Raw genomic sequence first — 20252 nt, 5'->3', positions numbered from 1 at the left:
AGTTCCCTGCCGATGCGAAAGGTCTCAGGATAATATGTATATTGATGGAAAATGGATTGCGGCGGACAGCGGCAACAGCTTCGATGTTTTTAATCCCGCAACGGGAGAGGTGATCAAGTCCGTGGCCGATGGTGGCGCCGCCGAAGCAACCCGCGCCGTTGAGGCCGCCGATGCGGCCTTCCGGGACTGGTCGAAAACCACCGCCTACCAGCGCAGCGCCTATCTCTATAAAGCCTACCAGATCATGATCGAGCGGAAAGAGGATCTTGCCCGCATCATGACCGAGGAACAGGGCAAGCCACTGAAAGCTGCCCGCAATGAAGTACAGTATGGCGCCGATTTCCTGCTCTGGTATGCCGAGGAAGCCAAGCGCGTGAACGGCGAAATCCTCCCCTCCTCTCGCGGGGATCAGCGGTTCATGGTGCTGCATCAGCCGGTCGGCGTGGTGGCGGCAGTGACCCCCTGGAACTACCCGATCTCCATGATTACCCGCAAAGCCGGCCCGGCGCTTGCGGCTGGCTGTACCATCGTCCTGAAACCGGCTGAAGCCACACCGCTCTGCGCCATCGCCATGTTCGAGATTTTCGAGGCTGCGGGCCTTCCGCCAGGGGTGGTTAATCTCGTGACCACAGCGGACCCGAAACCGATTGGTGAGGTGTTCACCAGCCATCCGTCCGTCCGCAAGCTCACCTTCACCGGCTCCACCAATGTCGGCAAGATGCTTGCCGGGCAGGCCAGCGCCAACATGAAGCGCGTCTCGGCCGAACTCGGCGGTCATGCGCCGTTTGTGGTGTTCGAGGATGTGGACCCGGCCCATGCGGCCAAAGGCGGCTCCCTCGTCAAGTTCCTCAACACCGGACAGGCCTGCATCAGCCCGAACCGCTTCTTCGTGCAGAACGGTTCCTACGACCAGTTCGTCGCCACGTTCGAGGAGCGGGTCTCCAAGATGAAAGCCGGCAGCGGGTTCGAGGATGGGGTCGCCATCGGCCCGCTCGTCAATCAGGCCGCCATCGACAAGGTGGACCGGCAGGTGCAGGACGCCATCAGCAAAGGCGCCGAGCTGGTGACCGGCGGTGTCGCACTCAAATCGAACAATCTCGATAAGGGCTATTTCTATGCACCGACCGTGCTCGCCAATGTCACGGAAGACATGCTGATCTATCGCGAGGAAACCTTCGGCCCCGTCGCGCCGATCATCCGCTTCGAGAGTGAGGCCGAAGTGCTGGAAAAGGCGAATGATACGGAATACGGCCTCGCGGCCTATGTCTATACCCGCGACATCTCCCGCGCCATGCGGATGTTCGAAGGGCTTCGGTTCGGGATCATCGGCATTAACGATATCAACCCGACCAGCGCCGCTGCCCCCTTCGGCGGCATGAAGGACAGCGGGCTTGGTCGTGAAGGCGCCAAGGAAGGGATCATGGAATATCTTGAAACCAAGCTTGGCGGCTTCTCAATTTAGAGCCTAGCTGAGAATTTTAATGCCCGCCTCCCCGATCAGGTCACCCACAATGTCTTTGGCCTCCTCGGGGAGCGCTTTATAACGCGCCTTCAATTCGCCAAGGCATTTCACCTGATATCTAAAGACCCCTTGCGAATAGGTCCTGCCATCAAGCTCGACCGAGAAGGTTTCCTCGTCCCGTCCGATAGCAGCCGCATTGGCAGCGAGGAACGGCAGATAAACCTCCGCGCTATAGGTGATCAGCCCCTTCGTCATCGGCGGCAGGTCCCCAACAGCATACCAGTCCCCTTCAATGCCCGACGCGTCATCGAGCTGTCTCAGCCAACTTTCCGCCCGCTGCGCCTCTTTCCGCATAATCGACATCGGGGTTGGGTCGATGGAGAGCGTCCGTAGCTGCCCATAGAGCCCAAACTCGGCAATGGAAGGTCGCGTCCCGAACAGATATTTATACTGGCCGACATCCGCATGCAGCAGCGCCAGGATATGATGGAAGCCCGCCTCGATGACCGGGGCGTTTTCCGGGGTGCAGCCAACAAGCGGCATACGACCGATCTGACGGTCGGCGAAGAATGCCGCGAATTTCTCCCGCTCCTCCTCTGTATCGCCGGGGGACCGATCATCGGCGATCCAGCGGCTGGCGTAATGGATATCCGCGTCATAGGTCCAGCGGTAATGGAACATCATCTTGGTGACCCACTCATCCGCCAAATCCTCAACCAGATGCGCAAGGAAGGCATGGGCGGGATGATCGGGAATGACGGAGCGGCCATCCGGGTGCCGTTCCTCCAGCATGTAGATGAGCCGCGTGCTGTCGAGATGCAGGCTGCCATCCTCCGGCAGTTGCAATACCGGCACGAGTACCGGACGCAATCCCTCCAGAAGGTGATCATTTTCCGTGGTCCGGAGAATCCAGTTAAAAGGCAGTCGCCGATAATGCATATGGGAACGCATTTTCAGCGAATAGGGAGAGGCGTTGCCGCCAATGAGGGTGTAACGATCCTGGGTCTGTCCGCTCATATTGTTTTTCCTTGTTTATTGAGGGCGGAAAAACTTTATGGCATCGATCAATCACTGTCCAGCGCAACAAACAACACGATATAGGCGAAATGTATCAGCCGATGACGCTGTTGGCCCAGGCGATAAAATCCGTCGTCACTTCATCGCGGTTGGTTTCGTTCAGCATCTCATGCCGTCCGCCGATATAGAATTTATGCGTGACCCGCGTAAAGCCGTGCCGATGATAGGCCGCGAGCAGTCGCTTCACGCCGGTCGTGTTCTCCCCTACCGGATCCTCACTGCCGCTGAAGACAAATATCGGCATCTGCCTGTTCATCTTCTTCATCGCGGCCGGGCTTGCAACCCGCGTCAGCGCATCCAGCAGCCCGAGCCAAGTAGCTACAGTACAATCAAAGCCGCAGAGCGGGTCGTCGACATATTTATCCACCTCTGCCTCATCGCGGGAGAGCCAGTCGAATTCCGTCCGGTTGGGCGCGAAGGGCTTGTTAAAGGCCTTGAAGGTCATTCCCGCCATAACCGGGCTGTGTCCCCTGGCGCTCACCCGCAGCCTCTCAAACCGGGTAACGAGCTGGCCGATCCGCCCCAGCGCCCCCGGTGGCCCGTTGGTGGCGGAGAGCGCGGCGCCAGCGATCGTCTCGCCATGTTGCCTCATATATTGCTGCACCATGAAGGAGCCCATCGAATGACCGAGCATCAGGATGGGCAGACCCGGATGTTCCACCGCGATATTCCGGTTGAGCAGATAGAGATCCTCCACCGCCTTGTTCCAGCCATCCTGATCGCCCATATGACCCGGCGCGTCCCCCTCTGGGATTGTATGGCCATGGCCGCGATGGTCATTGGCATAGACAATATATCCGAATTCATTCAGGGCCTGGGCGAAACGCTCATAACGGGCCCCATGTTCCGCCATGCCATGTGCAATCTGTACAATCGCCTTTGGTTTCTTCTCGCCCATCCATCGGTACACATGGATGGGCAGCCCGTCTGCACCGGAATAGGTAAAATACTCACTCATACGACCACTTCCCCGATTATTTCGCCTATTAAGCCATGGACCGGAAAGGGAGACAAGATAGTTGTAAACGTCCTTTGACAGCAGCTTGATATTAGCTCTACAAATATAACAACGTTCCTAATTCTTAACTGAGGACTTTGTGATGACCAGCCCTAGCCTTCTTCAGGGAAATTCGCTTGCCGCCCGCGATGCGAAAAGCCTGATCCATGCCTATACAAACCTTTCCACCCATCTCACCGATGGCCCGCTGATTATCGAGACGGGCAAGGGCATCAATGTCTTCGATGAAAACGGCAAGGAGTATATCGAGGGGCTGGCCGGTCTGTGGTGCGCCTCCTTCGGTTTCGGCGAGGAAGAACTGATCGAAGCCGCCATCCAGCAGATGCGCAAGCTGCCCTTCTATCATTCCTTCGCCAGCAAATCGACGCAGCCCGGAATCCGCCTCGCGGAAAAACTGCTCGAGATTGCCCCGGCCCCCTTCTCGAAAGTCTTTTTCGCCAATTCCGGATCGGAAGCGAACGACACGGTCGTAAAGCTGGTCTGGTATTACAACAACAGCCGCGGTCTGCCGGAGAAAAAGAAGATCATCTCCCGCCAGAAGGCTTATCACGGCGTCACCGTCGCCGCGGCGAGTCTGACCGGCCTGCCGCCGCTGCATAATGACTTCGACCTGCCGATAAAGAATATCCTGCATACCTCCTGCCCGCATTACTACCGCTATGGCAAGGATGGCGAGACGGAGGAGGAATTCGCCGCCCGCTGCGCCGATGACCTCGAACAGCTGATCCTGAAGGAAGGGCCGGACACTGTCGCCGCCTTTATCGCCGAGCCGATCATGGGCGCCGGGGGCGTGATCATCCCGCCTGCCACCTATTTCGAGAAGATCCAGGCAGTGCTGCGCAAGTATGACGTCCTGATGATCGCGGATGAAGTGATCTGCGGCTTTGGCCGGACGGGACAGATGTGGGGATCGCAGACCTTCGATATACAGCCGGATATCCTGTCCTGCGCGAAAGCCCTTTCCAGCGCGTACCTGCCAATTTCGGCGGTGATGGTATCGCAGGATATATTCGATGGAATGGTTAAGCAGAGCGAGAAGCATGGTGCCTTCGCCCATGGCTTCACCTATTCCGGCCATCCAGTGCCGGCGGCTGTCGGCATGCGGACCATGGAGCTGATGGAGGAACGCAATATCCTTGGCCATGTGCGCCATGTCTCCAAACGCTTTAACGAACGGTTCAATGCCCTTGCCGATCATCCGCTTGTCGGGGAAGTCCGCTCAATGGGCCTGATCGGCGCGATCGAGCTGGTGGCCGACAAGAAGACAAAGCGGTCCTTCGATCCGAAATACAAGGCGGGCCCGAAAACCGCACAGGCCATGCAGGACGCCGGCGTTATCAGTCGGGCCGTCGCCGGCGACAACCTCGCGCTCTGTCCGCCACTGATCATCACGGAAAGCGAAATCGACGAGATGTTCGACCGCTTTACCAAGGGCCTTGACGACGTCGCCGCGATGGCGTTCAGGGAGAACTGGCAGGAAGTCTAAGCTTTTCTATCCCGCCGCCACGAGAGGAGCGTGAACATGCACTATCTCGTTTATGTGAGTACAGCCCGCCATCTTTTGAATGAGGCGGAGCTGATGGCGATCCTGGAAAAAAGTCGGTCCCGCAATACCGCCGACAATATCACCGGCATGTTGCTCTACAAGGGGGGGAGCTTCATGCAGGTGCTGGAAGGGCGTGCGGAAGCTATCGAAATGACCTATGCCCGGATCGGGCAGGATCCCCGCCATGAGGGGCTTATCCTGCTGCGCAAGGGCAAAACAGAAAAGCGCAACTTTCCGGGCTGGTCGATGGGGTATCGCGCGGTCAATGCGGACGATCTGGCCAAGATCCCCGGGTTCGTCCATATCAAGAACGGCCGCTTCACTGACCAGGCCATCATTGACAACCCGCATATCGCGATGACGGCACTTAAAGCCTTTAACGCCTAAAGACGGTCGCGAGGCGCCTCGGGATCAGACAAAGTCTGAGCTGGCCGACGGGCCAAGCTGCCGCTTTATGGAGTCAATATCGCCGAGCACCCAAAGCGCCGTGATCTGCTTCCCATCGCCCTTGAAGAAGGCACCGCCCGCCCAGATGATTGTCTTGCCCGAACCGGGAACGCCGTAGAACATGCCCTTATGGGTGCCGGAAAATCTCATCCGGGCGGCGGCGCTATCACCCGCGTCCACCACATCCTCGATATCGCACCGGAAATCGGGAAGGCCGACCCACAGCTCGTGCATATACTGGATAAACCCTTCCGGCCCGGTCCGAACCGGCCCCAGCGACCCCCGGAAATCGAAATCCTTGTGCAAAATCTCGCGCGCGCAGTCCTCGTCCTTCGCGTTCCATGCCTCATGATAGAACCGCTCGATCAACCGTGTCAGATAGTTTTCAGGACTTTTCAACGTCTCATTCCCGGCTATACATGCTGGCCGCCGTTGATATGGACTTCCGCGCCGGTGACATAGGATGAGGGCGCATCGCAGAGGAAATAAATGGTGGAGGCGACTTCCTCCGGTTTTCCCAGACGCCGGAGCGGGATATCCTCAATCATGTCCTCCGTACCCGGAGACAGGATCGACGTGTCAATCTCGCCGGGCGCAATGGCATTGACCCGCACCCCATGGGGACCGAAATCCGCCGCCATTTCCCGCGTGAGCGCGGAAAGGGCCGCTTTCGATGTGCCATAGGCCGAGCCTGCAAAGGGATGGACCCGCCCGCCTGCGATCGAGGTCACATTGACAATCGCGCCTTTGGCGGCAACCAGTTCGTCAAACAACCCCTGTGCCAGCATAAGCGGCGCGAAAAGATTGACATTGTAGACATGCAGCCAGTCGGCGTAAGAGGAGTTGAGCGTATTGAACCGCGCTCCGTCTGGCCCCTTTGGCGACACTCCTGCGTTATTCACCAGCGCATGCAAGGGAGAGCCCGCCAGCTTTTCACGGATTTCCTCGATTGCAGTCGGCAAGGCGGCAATATCAGACAGATCGATCTGCAAATGGTCCTTCTCGCCGCCTTCCCAAGGGCAATATTCGGAAAATTCCTGGCGCGACACCGTTAGCACTCGCCACCCCGCGGCACTAAAACGTTTGACCGTAGCGTGGCCAATTCCCCGGCTCGCGCCGGTCAGCAAAAGAACTTTCCCCTTGTCCGACATGTAATCCGTTCCTTGAATAATTAAGGAGCCCAAAGTTTAAGGCCCCGCCTATCATACCCGCGCAGGGCCCGCGATGGAACAGTGATTACCGCCCATCGCAGAATAGTATCGGGCTGCCCTGTTTTATGTGCTTACTTATGAACATCGGAATGAGCGGTTTCAAGCTCGTTGAGCTTGGCCGCGAGGTACCCGGAGGGGCGGCTGAACCGGGCCAACAGGATATACACCACCGGCACCACGAACAGCGACAGAATGGTCGAGAATATCATGCCACCGATGATGACAATGCCGATCGCCTCCCGGCTTTCCGCGCCCGCACCGGTCGCAACGGCAAGCGGCACTGCCCCCAGCGCCGTTGAAATCGTCGTCATCAGGATGGGCCGGAGCCGGATAATCGCTGCTTCCTGAATTGCAGAGAGGATATCGGCGCCCTCATCCCGGAGCTGGTTGGCGAACTCGACAATCAGGATCGCGTTTTTCGCCGTCAACCCGATCAGCATGATCATCCCGATCTGGCTGTAGATATTGAGCGTCAATCCGGCCAGCAGGATCGAGCCGAGCGCCCCCGTAATCGCCAGAGGCACCGTCGTCATGATGATCATCGGATGGATGAAGCTTTCGAACTGCGCGGCAAGGGCTAGAAACACCACCAGAAGTGCGGTGACAAAGGTAAAGATCAGCGCCTGGTTGGAATCCTTGTAGGATCGGCTGAGTCCGCCATAGGAGATTTTCGCGTCTTCCCCGGCTTCTTCCCGGATGATGGTCTCCAGGTAGTTAAGGGCCTCTTCCAGCGTATAGTCGGGTCCAAGCGATGCCGAAATCTGGACCGTGCGCAACCGGTCCGTGCGATTAAGTTCACCCGGCCCTGCCTCCTCACTCAAAGTCACGAACCCCGAAATCGGAATGAGCTTGTCAGCCACCTCGGAGCGGACATAGACGTTTGACAGATCATCCCGGCTGCTGCGGTCCTCTTTTCGGGCCTGAACGATCACTTCATACTGCTTGCCCCCCTGATCATAGGTGGTGACGTTCCGCGCGCCCATCAGGGTTTCCAGCGTCCGGCCAATGGTCTCGATGGTGACTCCGAGATTGGAGGCACGGGCCCGGTCAATTTCCACATGAATCTGCGGCTGGGTTTCCTCAAAATCCTTGTCGACGTTAAGCAGTTGCGGATTCTCCTCCGCACGCGCAATCACCCGATCCACCCACTCATTGATCACGTCATAGGACGGACCTCCCACAATAACCTGGACCGGCGCGGAAAATCCCCGCTGGCCGAGACTGGCCGGATTGATCGCATAAACCCGGACGCCGGGGATGGCGAGCAGCTTGGGAAATACCTCATTGACGATTTCCTGCTGTGAGCGTTCCCGCTTTTCCCAGGGGACGAGCCCGACCAGCATGAACGCCTCATTCACGGGTCCCGGCTGGCGGAAAGTGCCAAGGAAGGCAAAAAGCCGAGACGCCTCCCCGCTTTCCTGGAGAGGTTTCAGGACAGCCTCCACCTTGTCGACGTTATTGCGCGTATACTCCATGGTGGCCCCTTCAGGGCCCTTCACGGGCATGTAAAAGACACCGCGATCTTCCGTCGGAGCAAACTCCTTGGGGATAATCTCATAAAAATTAAAGGCCAACGCCGAGAATCCGATGGCGATCGCCACGATCACAAACGGTATTTTCAGCGTCCATTTCAGAGCGCTTCCGTACATTCTAGCGAGGCCAGTAAAAAGCCGTTCAGTTGACTTATAGAACCAGCCTTCCTTGTTCGCCTCTACCAGCAGCTTCGAGCAGAGCATCGGTGTCAGGGTCAACGCAACGAAGGAGGAAAACATCACTGCGGCGGCAACGGCAACACCGAATTCCCGGAACAGACGGCCCGTCGTGCCATCAAGAAAGGATATCGGGATAAAGACAGCGATCAAGACGATCGTCGTCGCTACCACGGCGAACGCCACCTGCTTCGCCCCCCGGCTCGCGGCGAGAAGCGGCGGCTCCCCCTCCTCGATACGGCGGTGAATATTCTCCAACACGACAATCGCGTCATCCACGACAAGGCCGATTGCCAGCACCAGGGCGAGCAAAGTCAGCACATTCACCGAATAATCGAGCGCGCCAAGGATGGTCAGCGTGGCAATGATCGACACCGGAATGGCGACGGCCGGGATAAAGGTCGCCGCAATTGATCGCAAAAAGAAGAAAATGACCAGGATAACCAGCACCATGGCAATGCCGAGGGCAAAGAACACTTCCTTGATTGACTGGCTGATAAAGACCGACTGGTCGTAGGACACCTTGATATTCAGGCCAGGGGGGAGATTGTTCTGCAACTGCGCGACAATCTTTTTCGCCCCATTGGCAACTTCCAGCACATTGGCGCCGGATTGCCGGATCACGCCGAGGCCAATAGCCGATTGTCCGTTCACCCGAAGGTTTGTGCGGTCATTCTCCGCGGCGACCTCAACCTCGGCCACGTCCCCGAGCCGCACCCGCCCTTCCCCATAATCATAGACGATGATCTGGCGGAATTCCTCGGGCGTTCTCAGGTCGGACTGCGTCTTGATGCTGAATTCACGCATGTTCGATTCAATCCGGCCGGAGGGAATCTGGACATTCTGTTCGCGAATGGCATATTCAATATCGGAAATCGTTATGCCGCGCGCCGCCATGGCCGACGTATTGAGCCATATTCGCATGGCATAGCGGCGGGCCCCGCCGATACGAATCTGCGCGACACCATCCACGGTCGACAGGGGATCGACAAGGTTCCGCTCCGCATAATCGGTCAGTTCCAGCTGGTTCAACCGGTTGCTGGTCAGCGACAACCAGAGGATCGGCCGGGCGTCACTCTCGGACTTTGAGATGCGCGGGGAATCTGCCTCTTCAGGCAGTTGGTTGACAACGCGGGAAATCCGGTCACGCACATCGTTCGTTGCAGATTCGATATCCCGACTGAGCGCAAACTCCACATTGACTGTCGAATATTCCTCGCGACTGGTGGAGGAAATACGCTCAACACCGCTGATTCCGGCAACCGCATCCTCGATCACCTGGGTTATCTGGCTTTCGATAATTTCCGCCGACGCGCCCCGATAACCGGTCTGGATCGAGACGTTCGGGCTGTCGATATCCGGATATTCACGAACGCTCAGGGATTGATAGGAAAACAGGCCGAAAAGGACCAGAACCGCCGAAAAAACGATGGCCAGAACCGGACGTTTAATGGCGAGATCGGGTAACCGCATTACGACGCCTCAGAAGTAGCAATTGCCGCACTGGCTTGAACCGGCGCACCATCCTTAACTTTCTGGAGCCCCTCGATAATGACCTCACTGCCTTCATCCAGGCCATCAAGAACTTCTGCGAACCCTCTGATACGCCGACCAATTTTAATTGGCGTTCGCACGGCTTTCCCGTCAACCACCCGATACACGATCGGACCGGCAATGGTCAGGATAACTGCTTCTTCGGATACCACCAGGGCTTCTTCATCGACACTGATCTGCAGATCGACGGAAAGGAACATCCCCGGTTTCAACAGCCCGTCCTCATTCGGAACGGAACCTCGTATCCGGACGGCGCGGGTGAATTCATTCACGCGGGTGGAAATGGTGTTTACCTCGCCCTCAAACACCCGATCGCGATAGGCCACACTTTTCGCCGTAAATTTCAGGCCCGGGCTGACATCCGCGATAAAGCTTTCCGGCAGCTCGAAATCGACCTTGATCGTATCCATATCGTCCAGCGTTGTAATGACATCGCCGGGCTGTACAAGCGAGCCGACACTCACCTCCCGAAATCCCAGAATTCCGGAGAATGGCGCCACAATCCGGTAGTCGCTGATCCGCGCCTTGTCGGCCGAGACGGCGGCCTCAGTCGCCTGCAGTTCGGACAGAAGCAGGTCAACCTGGGCCTTTGCCACATTGCGGGTGGCATAAAGCTTGAGCGCCCGGTCATAAAGCTTCTGCGCGTTGTCGCGCGCCGCTTCCGATTCGGTCAGGTTGGCCCGAAGCTCCGTATCGTCCAACTGGACCAGCAGCTTACCAACCTTCACCTTCTGGCCTTCTCCGAAATCAAGCTTGTTTATTTTTCCCGAGACTTTCGACGTTATAACAACTGATTCATTGGCTTTCGCTGTCCCGATCGCTGTGATAGTACGGGGCAAAGCCATGTTGGTAACTGCAGAAACAATAACCTTCTGGGGTGGTCGCTGGGGCTTCTTGGTAGCCTGTGCTTCACCGTTCCCGCCGCCAATAAAGGGGAGCTGGTCCTGATAGTGCCAGGCGCCATAGCCCAGCGCGGCAATTACCACTATGATGGCGAATTGTGCTGTTTTGTTCATTTGTATTACATTTCACTCTGCACGCATCTTAACAGAAATGAGGCTGAATTGCTTGAAAAGCAACAAAAATATCTGCACATACATAAAATTGATCAATTTTGGAAAAACAGGATTGGCTGCGCATGACGACTTATCTTTTTACACATCGTGATTGTCTGTTTCATGACACCGGTACCGGGCATCCGGAGCGGGCGGATCGTCTACGCGCTGTCCTGCATCAGCTGGACCCGGAAAATTTCCCGACGTTGGTGCGACGGGAAGCCCCGCTCGCCTCGCGGGAACAGCTGGCCCTTGCCCATACGCAAGCCCATCTGGATCATCTCACGGCGCGGGCGCCGGTCGCCGGGATAATTGATCTCGACCCCGATACAAAGATGTCGCCAGGCTCGCAAACAGCGGCCCTGTATGCCGCAGGCGCGGTTGTTGCAGCCATCGACGCCGTGATGGAGACGCCGCAGTCCAGCGCCTTTTGCGCGATCCGCCCGCCCGGTCATCATGCGGAGGCAAATCGCGCCATGGGCTTTTGCCTTTATAACAATGTCGCTGTCGGGGCCTATTACGCGCGGAAGAAATACGGCCTTGAGCGGATCGCTGTCGTCGATTTCGATGTGCATCACGGCAATGGCACCCAGGCGATTTTCGAGAGAGATCCGGGGATGTTCTACGCGTCCACCCATCAGGCGCCCTTCTATCCCGGGACGGGCGATGCCAGTGAAACGGGCGTTGGCAATATCGTCAATGTTCCGCTCGCCGCCGGATCGGGCTCCCGCGCCTTTCGCGAAGCCTATGACACAGTGATCCTTCCGGCACTGGAGGCCTTCCGCCCCGAACTGGTGATTATTTCCGCGGGCTTCGACGGCCATGAAAAGGACCCTATTGGCAATCACAAACTGACTGGTGCCGATTATAGCTGGCTAACAAAGAAACTGATGGTCCTCGCGGACAAACATGCGTCCGGTCGCGTTGTCTCCGCCCTCGAGGGCGGATATGATCTCGAGGGCCTAGCCGATGGTTCCCATGCCCATGTGAAAGCATTGCTCCGGGATTAAGAGAAGAGTATAAGACGGCAAAGGAGAAATCATGTCTGACCCAAATAGCCAGGAAATCCCCGCCGATATCGCCAAAATGAGCTTTGAAGAAGCTTTGAGGGAGCTGGAGCAAATTGTTGAAAAACTTGATTCCGGCCAGGTCGATCTCGATCAGTCCATCGATATCTATACCCGCGGTTCCCTGTTGAAACAGCATTGCGACGCCAAGCTCCGGAACGCGCAGGAGCGGGTCGACAAGATCGTCGGCAAGAACGGCAACCTGTCAGTCGAACCGGCAAATGTTGAATAGACATGAATACCGCGGATTGAGACATTAATATGGAAGATGATTTCGGCAAGGCCCTCCGTCAGACAGCAGAGCTGATGGACCGGGAACTTCGCGAATTCCTGCCCCAGAACGAGGGGCTGGAGAAGCAGCTGTATAATGCGATGCGTTATTCGGTTCTCTCGGGCGGCAAGCGCCTGCGCGCTTTTCTGGTCATCCAGGCCGCGGACCTGTTTGGCGTACCACGTCTGCATTCAACGCGGGTTGCCTCGGCAATTGAAATTATTCATAGCTATTCCCTCATTCATGACGATCTTCCCTGCATGGATGACGATGACATGCGCCGTGGCATGCCGACCGTGCATAAGGAGTTTGACGAGGCGACGGCTGTGCTTGCGGGCGATGCGCTGCAGTCTCTCGCCTTCGAGATTATCGGTGACCCCCTAACCCATTCCTCCGCCGAAGTGCGCATAAAGCTGGTGTCGACACTGGCCCGCGCCGTCGGGGTGCGCGGCATGGTCGGCGGTCAGACAATGGATATCTATGCCGGCAACAATGATATCGATATTGTCACCATTACCCGGCTGCAACAGCTCAAGACCGGCGCGCTTATCACCTATGCCTGTGAGGCGGGCGCCATCCTCGGGCATGCATCTCCGCCACAGGTGCAGGCGCTCAGGGCCTACGCACATGATTTAGGACTGGCCTTTCAGATTGCGGATGACATATTGGATACTGAGGGCAGCCCGGAAGAAATGGGCAAGGCAACCGGTAAGGACGAAGCCGCGGGCAAGGCGACATTTGTTTCGCTCATGGGGCTGGAGGAGGCAAAGATTCATGCCGCCATGCTGGTTGATCAGGCGATTGAGCATCTTGAGCCTTTCGGACCCAAGGCCGATCTGTTAAGACATGCGGCGCGCTTCGCGATTAAACGCCGCAACTGAAGACGGGTGAATATTTTGACGACGAGACCGGAAACGCCATTACTGGACACCATTGCCTATCCGAGGGATATGCGCGACCTGACGCTGCCCCAGCTGTTGCAGCTGGCCGATGAGTTGCGCCAGGAGACAATCAGTGCCGTCTCGGTGACCGGCGGTCATCTGGGCGCAGGTCTGGGTGTTGTCGAGTTGACGGTGGCGCTTCATCATGTCTTTAACACCCCGACAGACCGACTGATCTGGGATGTCGGTCATCAATGCTATCCCCACAAGATCCTGACCGGGCGGCGCGATCGCATCCGCACCCTGCGCCAGCCGGGTGGCCTTTCCGGTTTCACCAAGCGGGCCGAGAGCGAGTATGATCCCTTCGGCGCGGCCCATTCCTCGACCTCGATTTCTGCCGGTCTCGGCATGGCTGTCGGGCGCGATCTGCAGGGGCGGCACAATAATGTTGTGTCCGTTATCGGCGACGGCGCCTTGAGCGCCGGAATGGCTTATGAGGCGATGAATAATGCCGGCGCCATGGATGCGCGCCAGATCGTTATTCTTAATGATAATGACATGTCCATCGCTCCTCCGGTTGGTGCGATGAGCGCTTATCTTTCGCGCCTGCTTTCCGGCAAGCCTTATCGCAGCCTGCGCGAACTGGCGAAACAGGTCGCCTCCCTCCTCCCCGATCCGCTGGAACGCACGGCACGGCGCGCAGAGGAATTCGCCCGTGGCATGGTCACCGGAGGTACACTGTTTGAGGAACTCGGCTTTTACTATGTCGGTCCGATTAATGGCCATAACCTCGAACATCTGATCCCGGTCCTGAAGAACGCGCGGGAATCAAAGCACGGGCCGATCCTGATCCATTGCGTCACGCAAAAGGGCAAGGGCTACCCGCCGGCCGAGGCCGCGCCAGACAAATATCACGGCGTCTCGAAATTCGATGTTGTTACCGGCGCGCAGGCGAAAGCTAAACCGAACGCGCCCTCCTACACCAAGGTTTTCGCCCAGAGCCTGATCGAGGAAGCCAGACAGGATGACAAGATCGTCGCTGTGACCGCCGCGATGCCGGATGGTACGGGCCTTGACCAGTTCGCCAAGGAATTTGCCGACCGCTGCTTCGATGTCGGGATTGCCGAGCAGCATGCAGTCACCTTCGCCGCCGGGATGGCGACGGAGGGGTTGAAGCCGTTCGTCGCAATCTACTCGACCTTCCTGCAGCGCGCCTATGACCAGGTGGTGCATGACGTGTCGATCCAGAACCTGCCGGTGCGGTTCGCCATGGACCGGGCCGGCCTGGTCGGCGCAGACGGCGCGACCCATGCGGGCTCCTTCGATATTACCTATCTTGCCACGCTGCCCAACATGATGGTGATGGCCCCGGCGGATGAGGCGGAACTCAAACATATGGTCGCGACCGCCGCCGCCTATGATGACGGGCCCTGCGCGTTTCGCTATCCCCGCGGTGAAGGCATCGGCGTCGATATGCCGGAAAAAGGTGAGGTACTGGAAATTGGCAAGGGCCGGATGATCAAGCAGGGCGACAAGGTCGCCATCCTGTCCTTCGGCACGCGGCTGAAGGAAGCGCTAATCGCGGCAGAGGAGCTGGAGGCCAAGGGCATTTCCACCACGGTCGCAGATGCGCGATTCTGCAAGCCGCTGGATGAAGAGATGATCCGCGATCTCGCTGCGCACCATGAGGCGCTGATTACCGTCGAGGAAGGCGCGATCGGCGGCTTCGGCAGCCATGTGATGCAGTTCCTCGCCATGAACGGCCTGCTCGATGACGGGCTCAAGGTCCGGCCGCTGTGCATGAAAGATATCTACATCGATCAGCAGAAAATTGAGGACATGTATGAAGAGGCCGGTATCAATCACGGACAGATTGTTGAGGCGGCCCTCTCCGCCCTCGGCACAGGAAAAGCGAAACAGCGGAATATTTCCGCCATCTAGGCATTTAACATGACAGAGTCCCCGCAACGGCTTGATCTCGCGCTCGTCGCCCGTGATCTCGTGAAGAGCCGCGCAAAAGCGCAGAGCCTAATTGCGGAGGGACGGGTTTCCGTCGATGGTATTGTTACGACAAAGCCAACCCGAAAAATCACGGCCGAGATGGAAATCACTGTCACCACGCCGGAGATTGACTGGGTCGGACGCGGCGCGAAAAAGCTCCTTCACGCGCTCGATCATTTCGCCGTTGATGTTGCGGGGAGAACCGCCGCCGATATCGGTGCCTCCACGGGCGGTTTCAGCCAGGTCCTGCTGGAACGTGGGGTGGTCCGCATTTATGCCGTGGATGTGGGACATGGCCAGCTTGACCCGGTTGTCGCGGAGGATAGTCGCCTGATCAATCTCGAAAAGACTAACGCCCGCGACCTCGACAAGGCACTTATACCGATGCCGCTGGACCTTATTGTTGCGGATGTGAGTTTTATCTCGCTGAAAAAGGCGCTGCCCGCCGCGCTCGCGCTCGCAGCCTCCGGCGCGCACCTGATTGCGCTCGTCAAGCCGCAGTTCGAGGTGGGCAAGGGAAATGTCGGCAAGGGCGGCATTGTCCGTGATGAGGCGCTTGCCGCCGCCGTCCCGCTGGAGATGGAAGACTGGATCAGTGGCCTGCCCGGCTGGACTTCTCTTGGCACGGTCGACAGCCCCATCCATGGCAGTGACGGCAATCGCGAATTTCTAATGGGAGCCCGTTATGACGGTTGAACTTGCTATTGATCATATCGGCTCGGCCGGGGACGGCGTCGCGGAGAAGGACGGCAAAAGCTACTATGTCCCCTTCACCGCCCCGGGTGACTGGCTGCGTGCCTCTGTACTGGAAGAGCGGGGCAACGGCAGTGTTGCCGCGATTGATGAGATTTTTACCCCCGGACCGGATCGCATCGACCCGACCTGCCGTCATTTCGGTACATGCGGCGGCTGTTCACTCCAACATCTCACGCCGGCCTTTACCGCCGACTGGAAACGACAGCGCATTATCGATTGCCTGTCCATGGCGGGCATCGACGGGGCGAACGTTCTGGAAACGCTGACAAGCCCCCTGGGAAGCCGCCGTCGGGTCGAGTTTATAGCCGCCAAGCGCAAGAAAGGCGTGATGGTCGGCTTTCACCTGCGCCGCAGTCACCAGATATTCGATGTTGGCGACTGCCCGGTGATCGATGCGACGCTCCTCGCCCTGGTAAAGCCGCTGCGCGCCCTGCTGCCTTCCCTGTTGAAACGCAACAGCGAAGCAAAGATTATGGCAACTGTCTCGGAAAACGGTCCTGACCTGCTGATTACGGCGAAGAAGGAGCTTGACCTGGAAACCCGCGAGGCACTGGCCGCCTTTACCGAGGAACAGCAGCTCGCCCGGATCGCCTGGCAGCAAAGTGCGAAGGAAATCCCGGAAGCTATCGCCGCCCGCCTGCCCGCCGTTGTGAGGCTGAATGATGTCCCGGTTACCCTTCCGCCCGGGAGTTTCCTGCAGGCGAGCAAAGCGGGTGAGACATCGCTCGCGGAGTTTGCAAAGAGCGCTCTCGGCGACGCAAAAACGATCACGGATCTCTTTGCCGGGGTCGGCAGCTTCACTTTCCCGCTGGCGGCTGGGGCCCGTGTCCATGCGGTGGAAGGAGATACAGAGCTTGTCGCCGGCCTGCAGGCGGCCGCAAACCGCGCGATCCTGCCCGTCACCTCCGAAACCCGCGATCTTTATCACCGCCCGCTGCTGACGGATGAACTGAATGCCTACGACGGCCTAGTTTTTGATCCGCCCCGCGCCGGTGCGAAAGCGCAAGCCGAGGAAATCGCGAAATGCGACATTCCTGTCGTTGTGGCGATCTCCTGCAATCCGGTCACTTTTGCGCGGGATGTCAGGACACTGATTGATGGCGGCTATCAGCTGGGTGACGTGCTGCCGGTGGATCAGTTTCTCTTCTCGCCACATGTTGAAATGGCGGCAGTGCTGAAACGGGACTAACGGATTACTTCGGCAGGGAAAAGGGCGTCGCCGGCGCTTTCTGCAGGGCGCCAAATATCGGCCCGCTCACATAATCCACCTTCATCTTGAAGGCAGCGCGGGCCAGTGCGTCGTTGTCGACAGACCGCCAGATACATTTCTTCTTGTTCTGCTTGGACCGCTTGAAGAACGCCTCGATCTGCGACAGCTCCAGGCTTTCGTGCCCCGCGAGCGTCATGGCGAGGATGGGAAGGTCCCGAATGGCGTTAAAATCATTCCAATGCGGCCCCACTTCAAACGTGAACCCCAGCACCAGCTGGCGCAGCGACGTAAAAATCTGGCGATATCGGCTGTTCGGCACGCCTGATGCAATATCCTGCACATTCAGGACAAGATGCCGTTCCGTATAATCAGGGAGAGAGGCGAGCGTGCGGGCGTATTTGCTCCTGAAATAGCTGTTCGCCAGGGTCTCGAAATGGACGGACAGGAAAATAACAGGCTTGTTCCCTGCCCCCCCGAGTTTCTTGCATACAATTCCCGCCTCGCGCAAAATCACACAATCCATCTCGGCGCGCAGGCGCGGCGATTCGTTAAAGAGCGGATCATTTGCCGTCACGTCCGCCAGCTCGCCATCGGCATTGGTCATGCTGACAGTTTCATACATGCCGACGAAACCCTTGCGCCGGTTGATCAGCGGGCGGAACCGGACGTTGAGCTCGGTTTCACGCTCCTGGAAATCGCGTGTTTCCCGGTCCTGCGCCTTGACGATAGCAGCGCGGAAACATTTGACGAGCCCGTCGAGGGAACGGATTCTGTCCAGCCCATCAAAGTCCTCGATCCGTAACATCGCGGCCTCAACCGAAATCAACTCTGCGCCCGGAAGTTCCCCGAACAGCTTGTTGACCAGATCATGGGCAATAACCCGGGAGCGTTCCAGCGCCTCCTCCCGCGTGGCTTCCGCGAACAGAAGGGCAAAGTGCCCGTCATCCAGAGGGACAAATATGTCGTGGCGGTCCAGCTTGCGACTGATATAGGCATCCGCAATTTCCATCACGTTTTTCTTGATGCTGCCCCACTGCTCGGCATACTGCGCCTTCACTTCATCGAGGCCGATAATCTGGATGCTGCCGGTAATCAGATTTTCAAGGGCTTCCTGATAGGTCTTGCCGAACGGCCTCAAAAAGCTGGTCGCCTCACCGATTTCATAATGCTTCACTTCACCGGCGGCAGAACCTAGTTTTTGTTCTCCCACAAGTCTGCCTTGGTCAAAATAGTCGGGACTAATTTCCGACCGATGTCCAATTTGGTTCCGCATCTTCACCATATCTTCAACAGCAACCACCAGTTTTCTAATTTTAAAGGGCGAACCCTAACAGCGGATTTTGTCAGAATAGAGTGTAGAAAAGGTTAATCCGATGGCCGGATAGATGCCCGTACCCCGCAGAAATTCATCAGTTGCACCCGGTCCGCAGGAGCGCTATTTTGCGACGGAATTCAGGATCAAGAACCGCAGAAATGAAGATTTAATGGCAGACGAACCGCATTTCCTCGATACCACGGGCCTTAATTGTCCGCTGCCCGTCCTGAAGGCAAAAAAGGCGATGAAGACGCTCAAGGATGGCGAGCGGCTGAAAGTGCATGCGACCGACCCGGCCTCGACCATCGATTTTCGGCATTATTGCGCGGTTAGCGGCTATCTTCTTGAAACCATGCGCGAAACGGATGGCCTGTTCGAGTATATCATCGTCAAGACACCAACGCCTTAGCAGCCCTTATTGCTTTGGCCGGTCAACGCTGACCCCTTTTCCATGTCCGTCCTTGTATCCGGATGGCGGTACGAACGGATCAGGCTCCGCCGCACCAATACCGCGGTAGACTGACACGGACGGGAAGGCAAAGCCGGTGCCCGTCTGCTCGACTATCCCCTTGATTGCATAGGCGAAATCCTGCTTGATATCGAGCCATTCACCCCACACAGTCGTCCTGGTAAAGCAATAGATCATGATATCGATGCTGCTGTCATTGAAACTGTCCGTCACGACAAAGGTCAGCGCTTCACCGGGCTGTGCAAAATCCTCGTTCCCGACCAGATAGTCCTGAATTTTCTCCGTAATCTGCTGAAGCTGCTCGACAGTTGTTGAATATTCCAGACCTATTTTCCAATAGATGCGACGATACGTCATTTCGGAGAAGTTGGTCACCGCCCGATCCGCAAAGACCGCGTTGGGCACAATGGTGATCGCCTTGTCAAAGCGGCGGATCACCGTGGAGCGAAATCCGATTTTCTCAACCGTTCCCTCAACCACTGTATCGACAAGCACCCAGTCCCCTGCCTTGAAGCGTTTCTCGGCGAGGATCAGAAAGCCGCTGATCAGGTTCTTGAACAGGTCCTGCGCACCGAGGGCGACGGCGACACCGACAATACCGAAACCGGCGATAACCGGCCCCACCTGTATCCCCCAGAGTTGCAGCACTGTTGCCGCGCCGAGGCCGACAACCAGCCCTTTCATGATCTTGACGAGAAACTCGACCATCTCCGCCGAGAACAGCTCCTCCAGCTTACCAAGCAGGAAGGTCAGTGGGCTGATGGCGCAGTAGATGGCCCAGAAAAGATTGAAGACGATGAGGGAACGAACAATTTTTCCCGCCGCCGCGGAAAATCCCTCTTCCCCGCCGAACCCGGGAATTTCAAGGGCCAAGTAAATGCCGATTACGACCGGGATAAAGCGAATCGGCCCCCGAAGGGCGGTAATGAGGTGATCATCGATCTTGCTCTCCGACCTCTCAGCGAACCGGATCAGGCGATTGATCACGAATTTGGTGAATACACCGCGGATCAGCAAGGCTGCCAGCAGGATACCGAGGGCGATTATCAGAGAGCTGAAATCAATGCCGGCATATCCCTCGCGCCAGACTTCTTTGACAATTTCCCAAAAATCCCAGAAATTCTGCACTATCTGCCTATCCCATTCGTCGCGTTACACTGTTTTGTTGCCTTGAATAGCGGGTGACGACCCTGAAATCAAACC

General features: G+C 57.4%; 18 protein-coding genes. 10 read left to right on the top strand and 8 right to left on the bottom strand.

The genetic code is table 11. The features are described from left to right. Nucleotides 1-34: 34 nt before the first annotated feature. Nucleotides 35-1462, top strand: coding sequence for an NAD-dependent succinate-semialdehyde dehydrogenase (locus tag J0X12_RS07565; protein ID WP_207043812.1), 1428 nt, complete (start codon nt 35-37; stop codon nt 1460-1462). 3 nt (nt 1463-1465) lie between these two features. Here J0X12_RS07565 and J0X12_RS07560 read toward each other — a convergent pair whose 3' ends face one another. Together J0X12_RS07560 and J0X12_RS07555 are read right to left on the bottom strand one after the other, a co-directional pair. Continuing rightward, nucleotides 1466-2479 (bottom strand): glutathione S-transferase N-terminal domain-containing protein, encoded by a 1014-nt coding sequence (locus J0X12_RS07560; RefSeq protein ID WP_207043811.1) that lies wholly within the window; start codon nt 2477-2479, stop codon nt 1466-1468. 94 nt (nt 2480-2573) lie between these two features. Continuing rightward, nucleotides 2574-3497, bottom strand: a complete 924-nt coding sequence (locus J0X12_RS07555) for an alpha/beta hydrolase (protein WP_207043810.1) — start codon at nt 3495-3497, stop codon at nt 2574-2576. 142 nt (nt 3498-3639) lie between these two features. Here J0X12_RS07555 and J0X12_RS07550 point away from each other — a divergent pair, with 142 nt between their 5' ends. Both J0X12_RS07550 and J0X12_RS07545 read left to right on the top strand, forming a co-directional pair. Continuing rightward, complete coding sequence (locus J0X12_RS07550) at nt 3640-5043, top strand: aspartate aminotransferase family protein (protein ID WP_207043808.1); 1404 nt, start codon at nt 3640-3642, stop codon at nt 5041-5043. A 36-nt stretch (nt 5044-5079) separates the two neighbouring features. Next, nucleotides 5080-5490 carry a BLUF domain-containing protein gene (locus J0X12_RS07545; RefSeq protein ID WP_207043806.1) on the top strand — a complete coding sequence of 137 codons (411 nt, stop codon included), beginning with the start codon at nt 5080-5082 and terminating at the stop codon, nt 5488-5490. Nucleotides 5491-5514: 24 nt separating this feature from the next. Here the strand turns inward: J0X12_RS07545 and J0X12_RS07540 are convergent, their stop codons facing one another. From J0X12_RS07540 to J0X12_RS07525, 4 genes are all read right to left on the bottom strand, one after another. After that, nucleotides 5515-5949, bottom strand: a complete 435-nt coding sequence (locus J0X12_RS07540; RefSeq protein WP_207043804.1) for an ester cyclase — start codon at nt 5947-5949, stop codon at nt 5515-5517. 14 nt (nt 5950-5963) lie between these two features. Further along, nucleotides 5964-6701 carry an SDR family NAD(P)-dependent oxidoreductase gene (locus J0X12_RS07535; RefSeq protein ID WP_207043801.1) on the bottom strand — a complete coding sequence of 246 codons (738 nt, stop codon included), beginning with the start codon at nt 6699-6701 and terminating at the stop codon, nt 5964-5966. Between the two features lie 131 nt (nt 6702-6832). Beyond that, nucleotides 6833-9943 carry an efflux RND transporter permease subunit gene (locus J0X12_RS07530; RefSeq protein WP_207043799.1) on the bottom strand — a complete coding sequence of 1037 codons (3111 nt, stop codon included), beginning with the start codon at nt 9941-9943 and terminating at the stop codon, nt 6833-6835. After that, nucleotides 9943-11040: an efflux RND transporter periplasmic adaptor subunit gene (locus J0X12_RS07525; RefSeq protein ID WP_207043797.1), complete on the bottom strand. Its 1098-nt coding sequence runs from the start codon at nt 11038-11040 to the stop codon at nt 9943-9945. Before J0X12_RS07525 ends, J0X12_RS07530 begins: the two co-directional genes overlap by 1 nt. A 122-nt stretch (nt 11041-11162) precedes the next feature. On the opposite strand from J0X12_RS07525, the gene J0X12_RS07520 reads away from it, so the two are divergent. Genes J0X12_RS07520 through rlmD form a run of 6 tightly spaced genes read left to right on the top strand, consistent with a single transcriptional unit; the run spans nt 11163 to nt 17244 of the window. After that, nucleotides 11163-12089, top strand: coding sequence for a histone deacetylase family protein (locus J0X12_RS07520; RefSeq protein ID WP_207043795.1), 927 nt, complete (start codon nt 11163-11165; stop codon nt 12087-12089). A gap of 31 nt (nt 12090-12120) precedes the next feature. Then, complete coding sequence (locus tag J0X12_RS07515; protein WP_207043793.1) at nt 12121-12378, top strand: exodeoxyribonuclease VII small subunit; 258 nt, start codon at nt 12121-12123, stop codon at nt 12376-12378. Nucleotides 12379-12407: 29 nt separating this feature from the next. Next, nucleotides 12408-13298 (top strand): polyprenyl synthetase family protein, encoded by an 891-nt coding sequence (locus J0X12_RS07510; RefSeq protein WP_207043791.1) that lies wholly within the window; start codon nt 12408-12410, stop codon nt 13296-13298. A 15-nt stretch (nt 13299-13313) separates the two neighbouring features. Beyond that, the gene (gene dxs / locus J0X12_RS07505) at nt 13314-15239 is read left to right on the top strand and encodes a 1-deoxy-D-xylulose-5-phosphate synthase (RefSeq protein WP_237688036.1); all 1926 of its coding nucleotides are present in this window, start codon (nt 13314-13316) and stop codon (nt 15237-15239) included. A gap of 9 nt (nt 15240-15248) precedes the next feature. After that, a complete protein-coding gene (locus J0X12_RS07500) occupies nt 15249-15995 on the top strand; it encodes a TlyA family RNA methyltransferase (protein ID WP_207043788.1) in 747 nt (248 codons plus the stop codon). Further along, nucleotides 15985-17244 carry a 23S rRNA (uracil(1939)-C(5))-methyltransferase RlmD gene (gene rlmD, locus J0X12_RS07495; RefSeq protein ID WP_207043787.1) on the top strand — a complete coding sequence of 420 codons (1260 nt, stop codon included), beginning with the start codon at nt 15985-15987 and terminating at the stop codon, nt 17242-17244. Before J0X12_RS07500 ends, rlmD begins: the two co-directional genes overlap by 11 nt. Before the next feature lie 4 nt (nt 17245-17248). Here the strand turns inward: rlmD and J0X12_RS07490 are convergent, their stop codons facing one another. Further along, entirely contained in the window at nt 17249-18475 is a 1227-nt protein-coding gene (locus tag J0X12_RS07490; protein WP_207043785.1) for a hypothetical protein, read from the bottom strand. Nucleotides 18476-18749: 274 nt separating this feature from the next. Here J0X12_RS07490 and J0X12_RS07485 point away from each other — a divergent pair, with 274 nt between their 5' ends. Further along, complete coding sequence (locus J0X12_RS07485) at nt 18750-18989, top strand: sulfurtransferase TusA family protein (RefSeq protein ID WP_207043783.1); 240 nt, start codon at nt 18750-18752, stop codon at nt 18987-18989. A 6-nt stretch (nt 18990-18995) separates the two neighbouring features. On the opposite strand, the gene J0X12_RS17580 is transcribed toward J0X12_RS07485, so the two are convergent. After that, entirely contained in the window at nt 18996-20177 is a 1182-nt protein-coding gene (locus tag J0X12_RS17580) for a mechanosensitive ion channel domain-containing protein (protein ID WP_207043781.1), read from the bottom strand. Nucleotides 20178-20252: the final 75 nt, after the last annotated feature.

It is taken from the genome of Sneathiella sedimenti (genome assembly GCF_017313765.1).
In the GTDB taxonomy this organism is placed as follows: Bacteria; Pseudomonadota; Alphaproteobacteria; order Sneathiellales; family Sneathiellaceae; genus Sneathiella; species Sneathiella sedimenti.
Note: the sequence above shows the minus strand (reverse complement) of the source record. Positions and strands in the feature narration are given on the sequence as shown.